Source organism: Acinetobacter sp. ANC_7504 (genome assembly GCF_056779995.1).
This window is the reverse complement of the sequence record NZ_JBWYIZ010000003.1, coordinates 224,799-242,762: the sequence shown is the minus strand read 5'-3', so window position 1 is coordinate 242,762 and position 17,964 is coordinate 224,799. Positions and strand designations below refer to the sequence as shown.

At 39.8% G+C, this 17,964-nt stretch carries 18 protein-coding genes; 10 read left to right on the top strand and 8 right to left on the bottom strand.

Annotation, left to right across the window (positions count from 1 at the left end):
- From AC1M9F_RS06260 to pcaG, 7 genes are all read left to right on the top strand, one after another.
- A partial coding sequence (locus tag AC1M9F_RS06260; RefSeq protein ID WP_481597325.1) for a CoA-transferase occupies positions 1–530 on the top strand: 530 nt, incomplete at its 5' end.
- 23 nt (positions 531–553) lie between these two features.
- Positions 554–1,756: a 3-oxoadipyl-CoA thiolase gene (gene pcaF / locus AC1M9F_RS06255; RefSeq protein ID WP_481597324.1), complete on the top strand. Its 1,203-nt coding sequence runs from the start codon at positions 554–556 to the stop codon at positions 1,754–1,756.
- Between the two features lie 62 nt (positions 1,757–1,818).
- Positions 1,819–3,177 (top strand): 3-carboxy-cis,cis-muconate cycloisomerase, encoded by a 1,359-nt coding sequence (gene pcaB, locus AC1M9F_RS06250; protein ID WP_481597323.1) that lies wholly within the window; start codon positions 1,819–1,821, stop codon positions 3,175–3,177.
- Complete coding sequence (locus tag AC1M9F_RS06245; protein WP_481597332.1) at positions 3,174–3,956, top strand: alpha/beta fold hydrolase; 783 nt, start codon at positions 3,174–3,176, stop codon at positions 3,954–3,956. The genes pcaB and AC1M9F_RS06245 overlap by 4 nt, the downstream gene beginning before the upstream one ends.
- A gap of 47 nt (positions 3,957–4,003) precedes the next feature.
- Positions 4,004–4,402: a 4-carboxymuconolactone decarboxylase gene (pcaC, locus tag AC1M9F_RS06240; protein ID WP_481597322.1), complete on the top strand. Its 399-nt coding sequence runs from the start codon at positions 4,004–4,006 to the stop codon at positions 4,400–4,402.
- A gap of 35 nt (positions 4,403–4,437) precedes the next feature.
- The gene (gene pcaH, locus AC1M9F_RS06235; RefSeq protein ID WP_092766916.1) at positions 4,438–5,163 is read left to right on the top strand and encodes a protocatechuate 3,4-dioxygenase subunit beta; all 726 of its coding nucleotides are present in this window, start codon (positions 4,438–4,440) and stop codon (positions 5,161–5,163) included.
- 14 nt (positions 5,164–5,177) lie between these two features.
- A complete protein-coding gene (gene pcaG, locus AC1M9F_RS06230; protein WP_092766915.1) occupies positions 5,178–5,807 on the top strand; it encodes a protocatechuate 3,4-dioxygenase subunit alpha in 630 nt (209 codons plus the stop codon).
- A gap of 119 nt (positions 5,808–5,926) precedes the next feature.
- Here pcaG and AC1M9F_RS06225 read toward each other — a convergent pair whose 3' ends face one another.
- The 8 genes from AC1M9F_RS06225 to AC1M9F_RS06190 form a co-directional block, all read right to left on the bottom strand.
- Positions 5,927–7,276, bottom strand: coding sequence for an MFS transporter (locus AC1M9F_RS06225; protein WP_481597321.1), 1,350 nt, complete (start codon positions 7,274–7,276; stop codon positions 5,927–5,929).
- A gap of 14 nt (positions 7,277–7,290) precedes the next feature.
- On the bottom strand, positions 7,291–7,677 hold the full coding sequence (locus tag AC1M9F_RS06220; protein ID WP_481597320.1) for a PaaI family thioesterase: 387 nt from the start codon (positions 7,675–7,677) through the stop codon (positions 7,291–7,293).
- A gap of 22 nt (positions 7,678–7,699) precedes the next feature.
- Positions 7,700–8,233, bottom strand: a complete 534-nt coding sequence (locus AC1M9F_RS06215) for a DUF3237 domain-containing protein (RefSeq protein ID WP_481597319.1) — start codon at positions 8,231–8,233, stop codon at positions 7,700–7,702.
- A gap of 52 nt (positions 8,234–8,285) precedes the next feature.
- Positions 8,286–9,539: an OprD family porin gene (locus tag AC1M9F_RS06210; protein ID WP_481597318.1), complete on the bottom strand. Its 1,254-nt coding sequence runs from the start codon at positions 9,537–9,539 to the stop codon at positions 8,286–8,288.
- A gap of 48 nt (positions 9,540–9,587) precedes the next feature.
- Positions 9,588–10,727, bottom strand: coding sequence for an acyl-CoA dehydrogenase family protein (locus tag AC1M9F_RS06205; RefSeq protein WP_481597317.1), 1,140 nt, complete (start codon positions 10,725–10,727; stop codon positions 9,588–9,590).
- 72 nt (positions 10,728–10,799) lie between these two features.
- Positions 10,800–12,677 carry a feruloyl-CoA synthase gene (locus tag AC1M9F_RS06200; protein WP_481597331.1) on the bottom strand — a complete coding sequence of 626 codons (1,878 nt, stop codon included), beginning with the start codon at positions 12,675–12,677 and terminating at the stop codon, positions 10,800–10,802.
- Between the two features lie 87 nt (positions 12,678–12,764).
- Positions 12,765–14,216, bottom strand: a complete 1,452-nt coding sequence (locus tag AC1M9F_RS06195; RefSeq protein ID WP_481597316.1) for an aldehyde dehydrogenase — start codon at positions 14,214–14,216, stop codon at positions 12,765–12,767.
- A 49-nt stretch (positions 14,217–14,265) separates the two neighbouring features.
- Positions 14,266–15,099, bottom strand: coding sequence for a p-hydroxycinnamoyl CoA hydratase/lyase (locus tag AC1M9F_RS06190; protein ID WP_035270071.1), 834 nt, complete (start codon positions 15,097–15,099; stop codon positions 14,266–14,268).
- A gap of 271 nt (positions 15,100–15,370) precedes the next feature.
- Between AC1M9F_RS06190 and mhpT the strand changes: the two genes are divergently transcribed.
- From mhpT to AC1M9F_RS06175, 3 genes are all read left to right on the top strand, one after another.
- Entirely contained in the window at positions 15,371–16,603 is a 1,233-nt protein-coding gene (mhpT, locus tag AC1M9F_RS06185) for a 3-(3-hydroxy-phenyl)propionate transporter MhpT (RefSeq protein WP_481597315.1), read from the top strand.
- Positions 16,604–16,667: 64 nt separating this feature from the next.
- Positions 16,668–17,126 (top strand): MarR family winged helix-turn-helix transcriptional regulator, encoded by a 459-nt coding sequence (locus tag AC1M9F_RS06180; protein WP_092766907.1) that lies wholly within the window; start codon positions 16,668–16,670, stop codon positions 17,124–17,126.
- A 126-nt stretch (positions 17,127–17,252) separates the two neighbouring features.
- Positions 17,253–17,942 (top strand): GntR family transcriptional regulator, encoded by a 690-nt coding sequence (locus AC1M9F_RS06175; RefSeq protein ID WP_035269117.1) that lies wholly within the window; start codon positions 17,253–17,255, stop codon positions 17,940–17,942.
- The last annotated feature ends 22 nt before the right edge of the window (positions 17,943–17,964 follow it).

Here is a 17,964-nt window from a genome sequence, read left to right as displayed (position 1 = left end):
ACAAAGATGTCTTTTTACATTCTGAAAATGGTTTATTGGCCTTTGGTCCACCCCCTGCGGAAGAAGACCGTGACCCTGAGTTAATTAACGCGGGTAAAGAGTTTGTAACCCTGCTAGAAGGCGGAGCTTTCTTCCATCATGGTGATTCATTTGCAATGATGCGTGGTGGTCATTTAGACATCGCAGTCTTGGGTGCTTTCCAAGTCGCTGAAAATGGTGATCTTGCAAACTGGCATACCGGTGCACCTGATGCCATTCCTGCTGTGGGTGGTGCAATGGACTTAGCCGTGGGTGCGAAAAAAGTCTTTATTACCACCGATCATGTCACTAAAAAAGGCGAACCGAAAATCGTTGCTGAGCTGACTTATCCTGCGACAGGTTTGAAATGTGTGGACCGCATTTATACGGACCTTTGTGTGATTGATGTGACGGCAGATGGCATGAAAGTCATTGAGAAAGTTGAAGGCTTATCTTTTGAAGAGCTTCAATCGATGACGGGTGCCAAACTCATTGATGCCACTCAGGCTTAAGACTGGTTTTAGGATCTTACACTATGAAAAACGCATACATCATTGATGCCATCCGTACGCCTTTTGGTCGTTATGCCGGTGGTTTAGCGCCTGTCCGTGCGGATGACTTAGGTGCAGTGCCATTAAAAGCGTTAATGGAACGTAACCCTTCTGTGGATTGGAATGTCGTCGATGACGTTTTATTTGGCTGTGCCAACCAAGCCGGTGAAGATAATCGTAACGTCGGTCGTATGTCGGCTCTTTTAGCAGGTATTCCTTATACAGTACCTGCAACCACAGTCAACCGTTTATGTGGTTCATCACTCGATACCGTAGCAATGGCCGCGCGTGCCATTAAAGCTGGTGAAGCTGACGTGATTGTGGCAGGTGGTGTTGAATCTATGTCACGTGCCCCATTTGTGATGGGTAAATCTGAGAGTGCATTTGGTCGTAGTCAAAAGATTGAAGACACCACCATGGGCTGGCGTTTTATCAACCCGAAGCTTAAAGAAATGTATGGTGTTGAAACCATGCCGCAAACGGCTGAAAACGTGGCTGAACAGTTCAATATTAGCCGCGCTGATCAAGACCAATTTGCTTTAACCAGCCAACAACGTACGGCTGCTGCACAAGCACGTGGTTTCTTTGATCAAGAAATCGTGCCTGTGACTATTCCACAGCGTAAAGGTGATGCAGTTGTGGTGGCAAAAGATGAACATCCTCGTGCAACCACCCTCGAGGCCTTAACCAAGTTAAAACCTGTTGTAAAAGCAGACGGTACAGTAACCGCAGGTAATGCATCAGGCATTAACGATGGTGCTGCTGCGATTCTGATTGCGTCTGATGCAGCTGTAGAAAAATATGGTTTAAAACCTCGTGCCAAAGTGATTGGTGCAACCACTGTTGGGGTTGAACCTCGCATTATGGGCTTTGGTCCGGCACCTGCGATTAAAAAACTGTTAGCACAAACCGGTTTAACACTAGAGCAAATGGATGTGATTGAGCTGAACGAAGCGTTTGCAGCACAAGCATTGGCGTGTACACGTGACCTAGGTTTAGCCGACGATGATGCGCGTGTAAACCCAAATGGTGGTGCAATTGCATTAGGTCATCCATTGGGTGCATCAGGTGCGCGTTTGGTGACGACTGCACTGAATCAACTAGAAGCAACTGGCGGTAAATATGCATTGTGCTCTATGTGTATTGGTGTGGGTCAAGGCATCGCTTTAATAATTGAAAAAGTTTAACAGCAATTTTTGGACAGACGCTTTATGGTGAAACACATGATGAAGCGTAATAGGGATAAGTTATGAGTCAGTTATATGCAAGTTTGTTTTATCAGAATGATGTAAATATCATATTTAGTGATGAAGCACTCGTAAAATATATGTTGCGTGCAGAGGTTGCACTGGCTCAAGCTCAAGCTGAAGTTGGTGTTATTCCCTTAATTGCTGCTGAAACGATTCAACGTGTTGCAGCACAAGAAATTCATTCCATTATTAATTTTGATCATTTGGCACAGTCCAGTGGTCTCGCTGGCAATATTGCAATTCCATTCGTAAAGCAATTCACTGCTGCTGTGAAAAAAATCAATGAAGATGCTTCTCGTTATGTGCATTGGGGTGCGACCAGCCAAGATATCATTGATACGGCCTTTATGCTGCAAGCTCAAGATGCGTTACAGCTGATCGAAAAGCAACTTATTCAAGCTATTCAGGCAACTAAAAAACTGACGATTCAATACCGTGATCAGGTGATGATTGGACGTACATGGTTGCAACAAGGTTTACCACTTACCTTTGGACATAAAACAGCACGGTGGCTCTCTAGTTTAGATCGAGATTTAAAGCGTGTTCAGCAGTTACAGCAACATGTCTTAACAGCACAGTTAGGGGGTGCGGTAGGTACTTTAGCTTCACTAACTGAATATGGTTCGGCTGTAGTGAGTACCTACGCACAAAAACTTGGTTTAAATACGCCCGTATGTACATGGCATGGGGAGCGAGATCGTGTAGCCGACATTGCACATGTACTTGCAACGATTACAGGAAACTTGGGCAAGATGGCCCGTGACTGGTCACTCATGATGCAAACAGAAATTGCAGAAGTGTTTGAACCGAGTGGTGCTGGGCGTGGAGGGTCATCGACGATGCCTCATAAGCGTAATCCTGTTGCAGCTGCTTCAATTCTAGCCGCTGCAAATCGCGTCCCTGCATTAATGTCAAGTATCTACCAAAGCTTAGTACAAGAACATGAACGAAGTTTAGGTGCATGGCATGCTGAATGGCTAGCGTTACCAGAGTTATTTCAACTGACGGCGGGTAGTTTAAGTAGAGCAATCGATGTATTTACGGGATTAGAAGTAGATCCTGAAAATATGTTCAGAAATTTAGAGTGCACGCAAGGATTAATCATGGCTGAAGCACTGATGATGTCACTCGCACCTCAGATGGGTCGATTGAATGCACATCATCTTGTGGAAGCTGCTTGTAAGCAAGCAGTTGCCGAACAACGACACTTACTCGATGTTGTACAAAATAATCCAGAAATATTAGCTATTTTTGATCTAGATCAACTCCGTCAGATTTTTAATCCGCAACATTATCTAGGAAATACTCAAGCACAAATAGATGCGGTACTAGAGAGCGTTCAAGGAAGTACACCATAATGACATTAATCAATAATCGTAATGGTCAGCAGCTTGCGGTCTATCGTTTTGGTGACGATACAAAACCAAGCATCATTTTTTCAAACTCACTGGGCACTGATCATGGCATGTGGCAAGCCCAAATTGATTATTTTTCCAAAGATTATGATGTGATTTGCTACGACACACGTGGTCATGGAAGAAGTAGTGTCATTGAAAATACCACAATCATTGATTTAGCCAATGATGTCCTTGATGTATTCAATCATTTCTCTATAGAAAAAGCGCATTTTTGTGGTATCTCCATGGGGGGAGTTACTGGGATTCAATTAGGCATAATTGCACCAGAGCGTTTTAACTCTATTACCATTGCAAATTCAGCAGCAAAAATTGGAAATGCCGAGGCATGGTTGAGTCGTGCAGATGCGGTTGAACAAAATGGTTTGGCTGATATCGTCAGTACTACACATACGCGTTGGTTTAGTGAACAATTTGATTATTTACACGATGTGACAGCTCAAAAAACCATTCAGAGTTTGTCTGTCACTCAGCCTAAAGGCTATGCAGCCTCTTGTCGTGCTTTAGCTCAGACGGATTTACGCAATCAACTTGGAAAAATTATTGTGCCTTGTTTGGCATTATGTGGCGGCTTAGATCCTGTGACCACAGTGAATGATGGTGAGTTTTTAAAACAACATATACCTGACTGTCAACTTGCAGTCATAGATGCATCGCATTTATCCAATATTGAGCGACCAGTTGAATTTAACCAAGCATTGCTTGCTTTTATTCAGTCTTAAGCACATCTGAACATCAAATAATTTCAATTTTAAAGAGGAACAACCTCATGAATGATGAAGAACGTTATAAGCAGGGGCTAGAAGTCCGTACTGAAGTCTTGGGTGAAGCCCATGTCGGGCGTTCACTTGAAAATTTAAACGAATTTAATGCTGATTTTCAAAACTTTATTAGTCGTTTTGCATGGGGTGAGGTTTGGTCAAGACCAGGACTGCCAAGACACATACGTAGTTTGGTGACGATTGGAATCTTACTTGCATTGGGGCGTGAAGCAGAGCTCAGAATGCATATTCGTGCTTGTTTCAACAATGGCGTTACCAAAGATGATCTTAAAGAATTATTTTTGCATGCGTCTTTATATGCAGGACTTCCTGCAGCCAATGCTGCAATGCATATGGCAGAAGAAGTATTTGCAGAGTTAGGCATTTCGCCTGAGAAAATTAAATAAACGGACGATATTTTAAATTGAATAAGGAGAGATTCATGTCTCAAATTCTGATGGGTGCTTATGCACAGCGAAATACAGATGATCATCCACCAGCATATGCACCGGGATATAAAACCAGTGTATTACGTTCGCCGAAAAATGCACTGATTTCGATTGCGCAAACATTAACCGAGGTTACTGCACCTCACTTTAGCGCAGACTTATTGGGTCCTAAAGACAATGATTTAATTTTAAATTATGCAAAAGATGGTTTACCTGTTGGTGAACGCGTCATTATTCATGGTTATTTACGTGATCAATTTGGTCGTCCTGTTAAAAATGCTTTGATTGAAGTATGGCAAGCGAATGCCTCAGGACGTTATCGCCATCCAAATGATCAGTATGTGGGAGCTATGGACCCTAACTTTGGTGGTTGCGGTCGAATGCTCACAGATGAAAATGGATTCTTCATTTTTAGAACGATAAAACCAGGACCTTATCCGTGGCGTAACCGTATCAATGAGTGGCGTCCAGCACATATCCATTTTTCTGTGATGGCAGATGGCTGGGCACAGCGTTTGATTTCCCAGTTTTATTTTGAAGGCGATACATTAATTGATAGCTGTCCAATTTTAAAAACTGTTCCTTCAGAACAACAGCGAAGAGCTTTAATTGCGCTCGAAGACAAGAGCAACTTTATTGAAGCAGATAGTCGTTGCTATCGTTTTGACATTACTTTACGTGGTCGTCGTGCGACATATTTTGAAAATGATTTGACTTGATAGGGAGCATCAGGATGAATGGCTGGAAATTTGAAGAATTACATGAAACACCATCTCAAACAGGTGGTCCATATGTCCATATTGGATTAATGCCTAATCAAGCTGGTATAGAAGTATTTGAGCATAGCTTCAATAATCAAATGGTGAAAGATGGCACTCAAGGTGAACGTATTCGCCTCGAAGGGCAAGTTTTTGACGGTTTGGGTTTACCACTTCGCGATGTACTCGTAGAAATTTGGCAAGCTGATGCCAATGGTGTTTATCCAAGTCAGCAGGATACGCAAGGGAAGCAGCCAGATCCAAACTTTTTAGGTTGGGGTAGAGCGGGTGCGGATTTTGACACTGGTTTTTGGAGCTTTGATACCATCAAACCAGGTGCTGTTCCTGGACGTAAGGGTTCACAGCAAGCACCACATATCGCGCTGGTTATTTTTGCGCGTGGTATCAATTTAGGTTTACATACTCGAGTTTACTTCGAGGATGAAGCTGAAGCGAATGCGAAAGACCCAATTTTGAATGGTATTGAGTGGGCGCCACGTCGTCAAACACTCATTGCTAAGCGTGAAGAGCGTGATGGTCAGATCGTTTATCGTTTCGATATTCGTATTCAAGGTGAAAATGAAACTGTATTCTTTGATATTTAAACTTTGAACAAGAAATTAAAAAGGTCAGTGATTTCACTGACCTTTTGTTGTTTCTATCAATAGATTTTGATGAAACAACTTATCTTAACAATACAAAGTTATATATTCGTGAGCATAAATTATTGAGGCTCTTTTTGTAAAACGACATATGGTGTATTTACTACGGATTTTTGTTTTAACTTATAGATGATGAAAATGGCAATAGCTGCTATAACAAATGCAAAACCAAAATTTCCGTACAATTCTAAAGGTGAGTTCCCTAGGTCTAAAAAGTATCCCGCAATGATTGGAGAGAAAATACCACCAAAACGACCAACACCAGTTGCAATCCCCACGCCTGTTGATCGTACATCTGCCTCATAGAGCTGTGTAGAAATGGCATAGATTCCAGCTAAACAGCCATTAATAAAGAATCCTAGCGTTGTGGCAACGATGATTAATATATTTAAATTATCTGTATTGTTCACAAACAATAAAATACATACGTACGTGAGGATTAAAAAGGCAATTTGATTGATGTATACGCTGACTTTAGAACTAAGAACACCAATGATAAAACTACCTAAAATACCACCCACGCTGATCATCATGGCAGTTTTAATAGATAATGAGTTATCTAGACCAGAACTATTGAGAATTTTAGGAGTCCAGCCCATCACGAAATAAAAACCAAAAAGAATAAAGAATATAGAAACCCATAATACAAGGGATTTAACTAAATACTTGTGGTTAAATATTTCTACGTAAGAAGACTTTTGATTTTCTTTGTATGCTTTAGGGAGTGTGAGAATTGGTTTTTTATGCATTTTAGAGAAAATTTGATTCAATTTTTCCAAAGCATGTTTTGGTTGTTTTAGTAATAAATAATCGATCGATTCTGGTAAAAATTTCAATGAGCACAGAAAAGCAAATGTAGTAACGAATCCACCAATTAGAAATACTTGTCTCCAACCGATACTTTCTAAGCTATATACAGCAAGTAGTGCTCCGCTAATTGCTCCAATCCCATAACCGGCAGATAATATACCAACACTAAAACTTTTATATTTAGTCGGAGAATATTCACTGGCCAAAATCATAGCACTGATTTGAACACCACCAATACCAACACCAGTGAAAAATCTGCACAGAACCAATTGTTTAAAGTCGGTGGCAAATGCAGATGCAAACATGCTCAGACCACAGATTAATAGACAAAGGTTAATTAAATTACGTCTACCGATTTTATCTGCGAGAGGTGCAAGTAAAAATGAACAGACGGTCATACCAATTAAACCAGCACTAATTAAAGTTCCTATATTAGTACCAGTTAATGAAAACTCATTGGCAACTGAACTTGCCAAATAAGCCATTATCATGAAATCGAATCCGTCGATAATGTATAAAATAAAACAGAAAAAAACGACAAATTTTTGATATAAACTTATTTTGTCGTTGTCGACACAGTCCTTTAATTTTAAGATATCCATTCTTTTTTTAATCCTTATAGAACCATAAATGCAGCACTGGTTTTTGCCACTAGCTTTCCATGCTGCCAAGCTTCACTTTCAATGCTTAAAATTTTACGTCCTTCTTTAATGAACCACGCTTTTGCCAATACTTCACCAACTTCACATGGTCTGAAGAAATCAATTGTTAAATTAATTGTGGCAGCTGGTTTTTCTGTTTGATTTAAGGCAGCTAAAATTCCCATTGCATCGTCAAGCATTGCGCAGATCATGCCTCCTTCAATACTTCCCCTAGGATTGGTAAAACTTTCAAGAGCAATATATTGAACTGAAATTACTCGCTTTTCCTTGTCCCACTGAAGTTGATGACCACCTAATAAATGATGAATAGGGGGTAAATTAGATAAAACTTGTTCGTCCATTGAAAAGTACTCCTTTTAATATTTATTTCACTGTAAATGCATCATAGATCACGGCTTTTCCGAGACGCATTGCACTTCCAACTGCAATTGTCTGATTTAACCATGCATATTTTTCTGAGCTAGTTTCAAACTGCATGGTTAACTTGAAGTAATATTGAGTGGGATTAACATCTTCGCCACGACTTAATTGTTCTAGTACTTGTGGTGAAGCATGGCGATAACCTTTAGTTTGTAAATAAATCAGAGCACCATCATCAGTTTCTAATAAATAGCGCGTATCTATATATGCCAAACCTTTGCTATCGACCTTTTGCCAATCTGCACCATTGTTAAGAATACGCCCCTTCAAACTTGGTCCAGAAAAAGTTCCTCCAGTGATTGGGATAATGCGTCTTTGCCCTAAATCTGAAGTTTTACCGAGTTCCCAAACTGGGGCTGTGAGTTCAATATTGAATGTCGCAAGGGGTTCAAGTTTTATGGGTTGTGGTGAATATTGGGTATTTGCCAAACTTAATGTAGTGGTGGTATAGACCAATAAGCCGATTAAATATTTCATACTTATTATCCTTAGAGAGGGTAGGGTTCCTCAGTAAAGAACCCTTTTGTTATTATTTAAATTTCCACGTGTAATCAATATTGATACGAGTTTCATTGGCTGGCTTAATATTGGCGGTAATTGGCATATCATTATCGTAGATCGCGTAACGCGCGCGTAAACCTAAATTTTTTAGTGGGCCATTTTGAACTATGTAAGCTAGATCAAAATCCAATTCATCTTCCGAAAAATCTGTACCACCCAACTGTGGTGCGTAAATATTGCTACCATGGGTATAGCGGGTCATAAAACGAAGACCTGGGATATAGTCTTTAAAATCGTATTCATAACGCAGGCTATAAACACGCTCTTTCGCATTCAAAAACTCACCAGTCCAAGTATCAATTGCTAGTCCAGTTTCTCCTCCAGTTAAGTACGGAAAAGCAGTATCTCCAAAGTGGTGAAATGTAGAAAAGATAAACTTATGGTTTTGGTGTTGAAGTTCTGAATGGCTATGAAGTAAATTATTGTCAACTAAACCCGCTTTAGCAGTCCCATCTTCATCGCTAATGTAGTAACGCAACTGTGTTGTAAAAGTGGATTGATTTGAGATTGGATATTTATAGGTTATGCCTAACAACGATTGGCGATATAAGTCGTTAACATCCATATGAAATGCAGTCAACCGCAATGGATTATTAGTCAAGTCATAATGTCCACCTAAGTAATACAAATAATCTGTTTCTTCAGAAATATAACGACCATTTACTCCAGAGATCTTTATAGCTTCATAATTTGTAGAATCACGTTGATTGACTTCATCAATATAGGATGCTTGGAGATCCAGACCTTGAATATCTTTAGATTGAACTGCAACACCTCGATACGTTTGAGGTAAAAGTCGCGCTGGAGAGCCGACTAAAACAGGAGTCATGGGTTGAAGGGTCCCTATACGTACCTCGGTTTCAGAAACTTTAGCTTTTAAAGTGACTCCAACTTCACCATATTGATCTGCAGGCTCATTGGTTGCCAAGGAACGAATTAAGTTTCCTGTACCTCCATATTTAGCATCAGCATCCAGTTTAAAACCTGCGGTCGCTAATAGATCTAAACCAAAACCAATCGTTCCATCGGTGAAACCAGATTGCGCTTTAAAGATAAATCCTTGTGTCCAGTCTCTTAATGCGGGGTATCTATTCTCAACTTTAAAGTCACGGTCAAAGTAGAAGTTACGTGCAGTTAATTCGACTTTACTTTGGTCGATAAAATTATTTGCAAATACTGGAGCGGTACATAATAGAAGTGGTGTGATCCATAATTTTTTCATCTTTATTTCATCCTGAAATAGTATTAATACATAGAGGTAATCTTTGTGTTATTTTCCTAAAAGTTCTCTTGCAACGATTTCTTTCATAATTTCATTGGTTCCCCCATAAATTTTTTGAACACGTGCATCGACATAAAATCGAGATATTGGATATTCCCGCATGTATCCATATCCCCCGAACAATTGCAGAAGTTGATCAATGACTTCACATTGGGTATCAGTGATGAAGCATTTCAATGCCGCAACTTCGCTTACATCCAATACTCCCTGTTGATAAAACGACTTACATTTTTCGACAAAGGCTTCGGCTGCTAGAGTTTTAATTTTGGCTTGAGCGATTACAAAACGAGTATTTTGAAATTGTGCAATTGATTGTCCAAAAGCTTTACGTTCGAGGACATATTCTTGAGTAATTTCTAAAGCACCTTGCAAAGCGCCTAATGCCATGAGAGAAATACTCAAACGCTCACGTGGAAGTTCTTGCATGAGATAGCTAAAGCCTTGACCTTCCTGACCTAATAATTGGTCTTTAGGAACTCTGACTTGGTCAAAAAATAATTCGGCAGTGTCTTGAGATTGAAGTCCAATTTTTTTTAGACCACGACCTTTTTTTACTCCATCTAAATGAGCATCCACCAATAAAATCGAAATACCTTTAGCTCTTGCTTGAGGATCAGTTTTAGCAACTAAAACTATGAGATCTGCATGTTGACCATTCGATATAAACGTTTTTGAGCCATTTACCACATAATGATCGCCATCTAATAAGGCTTGAGTGCGGATGGCTTGTAGGTCTGAACCTGCATTGGCTTCAGTCATTGCAATAGCTGTAACAACTTCACCGGATACCATTTTAGGTAACCAATATTGTTTTTGATCTTCACTTCCAATATTCTGGATATAGGGTGAAACAAGTTCACTCTGACCACCGATTGCAACGGCTAACGCAGAGAAGCCCGCTCGAGCCGTTTCTTGAACGATCATTTGTGAATAATATATCGGTGCGCCGTAACCTCCATATTGTTCAGGCACATCGACGCATAAAAATCCATTTTGTCCAAGTTGATCCCAAACTTGTCGAGGCATGAGTCCTTGCTCTTCCCATGACTCATAATATGGGGCGACAAACTCTGCTAGGAAGCGTCGATAATTGTCCCGAAACAGCTCAAAATCACTATCTTTCTGCATAGCGTTATCCTAATTTTGAATGCAACTGTCTAAGCAGCGTTTGACTAAACGCTGCTGAATAAAAAAGTTGAGTTAATTTCTAAGGGTTGGAATGCGAATAATGAGTGGATTATTGATGTTTTTTTCGTATAACTCTTCCACCATTGCTATGCGACGTTTCAAGATACCACTTTGATTGAGATTGCCTTTATCAGTGGTTTCTCCTGCATCAAGAAGTGGAGGTTCAATCATGAGGTAAAGCATTGAAACAGTGTTTGAACTACCTGTCGCATCTTTGTTGAAATCAATTAAAAACTGCTTGAACCATTGTTGAACTTTAGGGTGTAGAAGCACCTCTTTAGCACCAACTAGACTTAAATCTAATCCTGCATACTCAGCGCAATCTGCAATTTTGGGAAATATTAAAAATCCAATCGCACTTAAATTAGAACCGGTAATACAAACATCTTGAATAAGTCGATTACCTGTAATGAGAACTTTATTGCGTAATGTTCCAACATTGACAAAGGTACCTGTATTCAACTTAAAATCTTCAGCTATACGGCCATCATACATGAGTCCCTGACTCGGGTCGGATGGATCCACTAACTTCACAGCATCCCCGGTGCGATAAAAGCCTTCATCATCAAAGATGTCAGCTTGTTGTGCCATAGGTAGACGCCAGTAATGTTTCATGACATTTTTACCACGAACACAAAACTCAAGTTTGTCACCATAAGGAACTAATTTCACTTCACAACCTGGAGCTGGATATCCAATGAACCCAGCCATTACTTTGGGACCAGTTGTAAACACACATGATGGTGCAGTCTCAGTCATCCCCAAACCGCTCATGATACGAATACGTTCTCCACAGTGTGACTGCGCGATTTGGTCAAGTCTGTTCCAACCAGCTTCTGATAGTGCAGCACCAGCAAAAAACAAAATTTTAACTCGACTAAAAAATTTTTCACGTAACTCAGCATCTTGTTCAAGAGCTACGGTTATTTCTTCCCATCCTTTAGGAACGTTTAAATACACAGTAGGTGCAATTTCCTTAAGATTTCTGATGGTTTCTTCCATCTTTCCTGGAACTGGCTTGCCGTCATCAATATAAATTGTGCCGCCGTTATATAATGCGATTCCTACATTATGACTGCCACCAAAAGTATGGTGCCATGCTAACCAATCAACTAATACTGGGGGGGTCTCTTCAAACTCAGGGAAGGTCTGAAGCAGCATCTGTTGATTGGTACATAGCATTAGATGCGTTGTAGGTACCGCTTTCGGCATTTTAGTTGAGCCAGATGTAAATAGAAATTTCGCTATTTGATGTTCATCAATGGTCTCATAATGATCTTTAATATCACTAATTTCAGAGGAGAGGAATGAAGAGAAAGCAAGGCAATTTTTCTCACCAAATTTTCCAGAATTCGTAACTATCACAATATCATCTGTATCGCAGCAATGTTCAATCGCTTTAGCAAAAGCTTGACCATCATTAGCAAAAACCAAACCTGGTGTTAGAACATCAAACACATGTTTGAGCTTGCCAAAATCTTTAGAAATAAGTGAATAGGCAGGAGAAATTGCGGAGAATGGAATCCCTGCAAGCATTGCTCCCATTGACAAAGTAAGATGCTCTAGATCATTTCCAGATAGAATGACAATAGGACGTTCAGTTGAAAGATGTGAATACTGTTTCAAACTTTGTGCAATACGCCATGCTCGATCTAATGTTTCTGCGTATGTAAGCTTAATCCATTCATCATCATGACCACGTCTTGCTGCGAATACACGATCGGGATGAGTTTGAGCATATTGAATTAAACGGTCAGTAATTTTTTGTGGGTATGGTTTAAGTTGTTCTTTTGGGGAAATATACAAAGTGCCATTTTTAGATTGAAACTCAATCTCGTGACTGCCTAATTTAACAAATCGCTCAGGATATTTATGCGTATGAACCGTCATATTCGACATTGTTTTCACTCCATGTATTTTTAGCTATTCTTTTCCAACGAAAAGAGCTGACTTCATGTCAACTCTTTGAAATGTTCGTTAAATAGGGTAGTGACGAGTTTTGGTTTGCATGGTGATCCAACGCAGCTCAGTGAACTCTGCAACTGAGACTTTACTCCCAAATCGTCCATAACCACTTTGTTTCACACCACCAAAAGGCATTTGCGCTTCATCATGAACGGTTGCACCATTAATATGACAAATACCTGATTCGATACGTTTAGCAACATCTAGAGCTAGGGATAAATCTTGACTAAAAACTGCTGCAGATAATCCAAATTCTGAGTCATTTGCTAAATCGATTGCTTCATCAACAGTTTTAAAACGTTGAACGGTGCACACAGGACCAAAAGATTCTTCGGCATAAATCTGCATATCTTTAGTGACGTCAACTACGATAGTAGGTTGCATCATAGCACCATCAATGCTTAAACCCAGTGGTAAATATGCACCTTTTTCACGTGCATCTTCAATTAAATTTTTGATTCTTGTTGCAGCTTTTAAACTTTCTAGAACGCCCAGGGGTTCTTGACTCTTAAGTGGATTTCCTGCTCTGATATTCTGAACTTTATTGATCAATTTTTCGATGAATTGGTCTGCAATTTTTTCATCCACAAGAACACGCTCTGTCGACATACAGATCTGTCCCTGGTTGAAAAAAGCGCCGAAACTGATGGCATTAACGGCTTCGTCCAGGTCCGCTTGCTCCAATACAATGACCGGTGCTTTGCCACCAAGTTCCAGCAACACTGGTTTGAGGTATTTCGCTGCAGTTTCTGCAATTATTCGTCCTACATGCGTTGAACCTGTAAAATTAATTCTTTTAGTCAATGGATGACTGATCAAACGCTCTACAATCTGTGGAGCATCTTGCGGGGCATGAGTAATGACATTGACAACACCGTCGCCAATACCTGCTTTATGAAGTACTTCCCCAATTAATCGATGTGTTGCAGGGCAAGCTTCAGATGCTTTAAGTACGACTGTATTCCCACAAGCCAGAGGCATCGCTAAGGCACGAGTGGCTAAGATAACAGGAGCATTCCACGGCGCCATACCAACGATGACACCACATGGAACGCGAACACCCATAGCGATATTGCCAGGAACATCTGATGGAATAATATTTCCATCAATTTGTGTAGTCATGGCTGCCGCTTCTCTCAGCATATTGGCAGCAAGATGGACATTAAAGCCATACCACGTCGCAGTTGAACCTATTTCATGTATTGCAGTTTGAATAAACTGTTCAGTTTTTTGATCCATCAAATCTGCAGCTTTAAGCAATTTTAAACGTCGGTCTGTTGGTGATAGAACAGACCAAGTTTTGAATGCTTCATGCGCTGACTCAATTGCACGATCAACATCGCTTAAAGTCGCTGCTGCACTCGTTGATGCGATTGAGCCATTAATTGGACTGATTCTTTCAAAAGTTTGTCCTGAACTTGCTGCAACAGATTGGCCGTGAATAAGTAACTGTACGTTTTGCATGGTGAATGTTTCCTTACATGTCCATCATGACGAAAAAAGTAGATTCTGCTTAAGCAGGACGTTTATAAGTTTGAAGACCTGGTTTGATTGTTTTGTCATCCAAGAATTGCTTCATACCTTGTGCACGACCACCTTCATCATCACGGTAGTTGCATTGATCCAGTTTGGCGTATAAGTAATCTTCGTTTTGCTCCCAAGTCAGCTCACGACAGCGTTTAAAACCATTCTTCGCAGTACGCAGTACAACTGGATTCTTTTCAAGCAAATTATTTGCCAATTCAGTTACTTCTGCACGTAATTGTGCAAGTGGAACGCTCTTGTTTACTAAGCCCATATTCGCAGCTTCAACACCAGAGAAGGTTTTGCCTGTCATGATGTAGTACATAGAAGCACGATGGCCAACTGTATCAGCCATAGCTTTGCTCACTAAGTTACCTGGAGGAATTCCCCAATTCACTTCAGACAAGCCAAATGTAGCTTCATCTGCTGCAATGGCTAGATCACATGCGACTAGTGGTGAGAATCCACCACCGAAGCACCAGCCGTTTACCATTGCAATCGTTGGTTTTGAATAAAAACGAAGTAAATGCCATTGCCAACGTGATGCATCACGACGAATTCGTTCTTGGAAAATTTCTGGCTGGCTGTCAACCTCACGGAAGTACTCTTTCAAGTCCATACCTGCTGTCCAAGAATCCCCAGCACCAGTGAGTACCAAAACACCTGCTTCTGGATCGAGTTCAAGCGTTTCAAGTACATCAATCATTTCTTTATTTAAGGTTGGACTCATCGCATTTTTCTTTTCTGGGCGATTTAAAGTGACCCAAGCAATGCCAGCTTCAACTTTTACATCAACAGTGGACCAGCGATTTTGATAAGACATGATAAGCTCCTTAGTGTTTGTTTTATGTCCTGTTGGAATTAAGATAATATCAGTTAAACTTACATACAAGTGTTTTTTTGAATTTTTTATAGAATTTTTATAATATATTGATATTTAAGAAAATAATATTTTAAATGAATTTTATTTAAAAAAAAAATATTGATTATTTTATAAGTTTAGGTGATATTTTTTGAGTTGCCTGGACGGAGGCAATACATAGGATGTGTATTTTTTTAAAAGTATTTTAAAAGCTCTAAAAGGGACAATAAAAATGGAACAAAGTGTAAGTAGTAAGACTAAAGCTACGCTTACACTCGTACTGTGTTTCGCTATCGCTGTATTTGAAGGTTTCGATCTTCAATCAATGGGCGTAGCAGCACCACGGATGCGAGCAGAGTTTGGCTTAAATAATACTCAAATGGCATGGGCATTTAGCGCGGCAATCTTGGGTACTTTACCTGGTGCATTATTAGGAGGTCGTTACGCTGATAAAATTGGGCGTAAGGCAGTTCTATTGACCAGTATTTTAATTTTTGGAGTGATGTCAGTTCTAACGGCATATGCTTCTGATTATACACTGCTTTTAATCATTCGTTTCTTAACTGGCTTAGGGATGGGTGGTGCTTTACCAATGATGATCACCATGGCATCTGAGGCAGTGTCAGAGAAACATAAAGGCATTGCAGTCAGTATTATGTATAGCGGTATTCCATTTGGTGGAATGTTGACATCATTCGTGGCAATGGGTTTAGCTGGTGATGCGCAATGGAGACATATCTTCTACATTGGTGGCTTCGCTCCAATTCTTTTAATCCCTTTGCTAATGAAATATTTGCCAGAGTCTAAAGACTATTTAACAGCGACGAAGAATAAAACTTCTACCCCATTCTTTGAAGTGTTGTTTGCAAAAGAACGGCGTTTTTCCACGATTCAAATTTGGATCAGTTTTTTCTTTACGTTAGTTGTTTTATATTTTTTACTCAACTGGTTGCCACTATTGATGGGTGCACAAGGTTTAGGAAAAACAGAAGCGAACTATGTTCAAATTGGTTACAACATCGGTGGTATCTTCGGGTCGATTCTCATGGGAACTTTACTTGATAAGATTCGCATGAGTACTGTAATTAAATTTATATATATTGGCATCTTGTTATCACTGTGCTGTCTTGCAATCTCACCAACTGTTGCTTTACTTGTATTGTCTGCTGTGGGTTGTGGTCTATTTATTGTAGGTGGCCAATCAGCGCTCTATGGATTGGCAGCGATATTCTATCCAACAGAAATGCGTGGGACGGGCGTAGGCGCTGCAGTCGCAGTAGGGCGTATAGGATCTTTTGCTGGGCCACTATTTGCTGGCATGCTACTGTCGTTAGGTTCTAGTTCAGCAATGGTCATTGGTGCAAGTATTCCACTGATTTTATTTGCAGCTATTGCGGCATTAATGCTTGTACGCAAGCCACGAGCAGAGCAGTCTGATGCTGTTCTAAATATAACTACACGTTAAACATATGTTAAAAGTATGATTACGACAGTAGTCATACTTTTGTTCATCTATTAAGGAATATAAAATGTCAGAAGTTAATCATTCGATTCCGACACTGAGCTATATAATTGCAAGGGTTGATCGTATTGTGAGTAAACTTTTAACTGAACGTTTAAAAGACTTAGATATCACCTTATCTCAGTTTACAGCATTGTCAGTTATCGCTGCGAAAGGCAATCTATCTAATGCAAAACTTGCAGAACGTTCATTTATTAAACCGCAATCTACCAATAAAATTCTACAAGATTTACAAAACCAGGATTGGATCAGTAGAGCTTCAGATCCCTCACATGGACGAAGAATTTTAATTAATGTAACGCCTAAAGGATTTGAAAAACTCGAACAATGTCGAAACATTGTTAATGAGATAGAACAAAAAATGTTAGATGGGGTAGATATCCATTTAGCTTATTTAATTCGAAACAATCTAGAGTTAATGGCAACCAATCTTCAAAAAATAAATATTGATGATACGAACTCATAATCACCTCAGTTATCAAAAATAGAATAGTGAATTTCCGGCCTAAAAGAGTCCTTTAAGTCAACAGAGATTGATATTCCAAATCTGACTCGTTAGGATCAATCATGATCAAAAAAATTGAGTAGTTATATGTCTTCAGGGCAGCAAGTGTTAATTGAACTTCGAAAAATGATTATTTCTGGGGAGATTGCAGGAGGTTCTCGTTTGGCTGAAATTCCGACTGCTGAAATGCTAGGTGTATCGCGTCAACCTATTCGAATGGCTTTTCGGCTTTTAGAGCAAGAAGGCTTACTCGTTAAAAATCCAACTCGAGGCTATACTGTTCGAGAAATTTCATCCAAATTAGTTCATGATGCGTTGCATGTACGTGGCGTTTTAGAAGGTCTTGCTGCAAAAACGCTTGCTGAAAAAGGCATGACGTTAGATCAACATCAAACACTTTTGAATTGTATTACGCAAATTGATTCCATATTCAATAAACCAGAATTAACAAGCGATGATTTAGAAACCTACCATCATTACAACACTATTTTTCACAATACTATTATTCAAGGCTCGGATAATGTCGCAATTGTGCAAGCACTCAGTAAAAACAATCAGTTACCTATGGCATCTGCACAAGCACTGACTTATGATAAAAATAATGCGCTGTCTGAAATTCGTCGTTTGCAATATGCGCATATCCAACACTGCTCAATATTCAATGCATTAAAGCAACAAGACTCAGCACGCGCTGAAAGTTTAATGCGTGAGCATAGTCATGTGGTTACTTTAGGGGAGACTATGCGTTCAATATTTCATACAGATGGGTCTATATAAAAAACCCTTCAATTAATGAAGG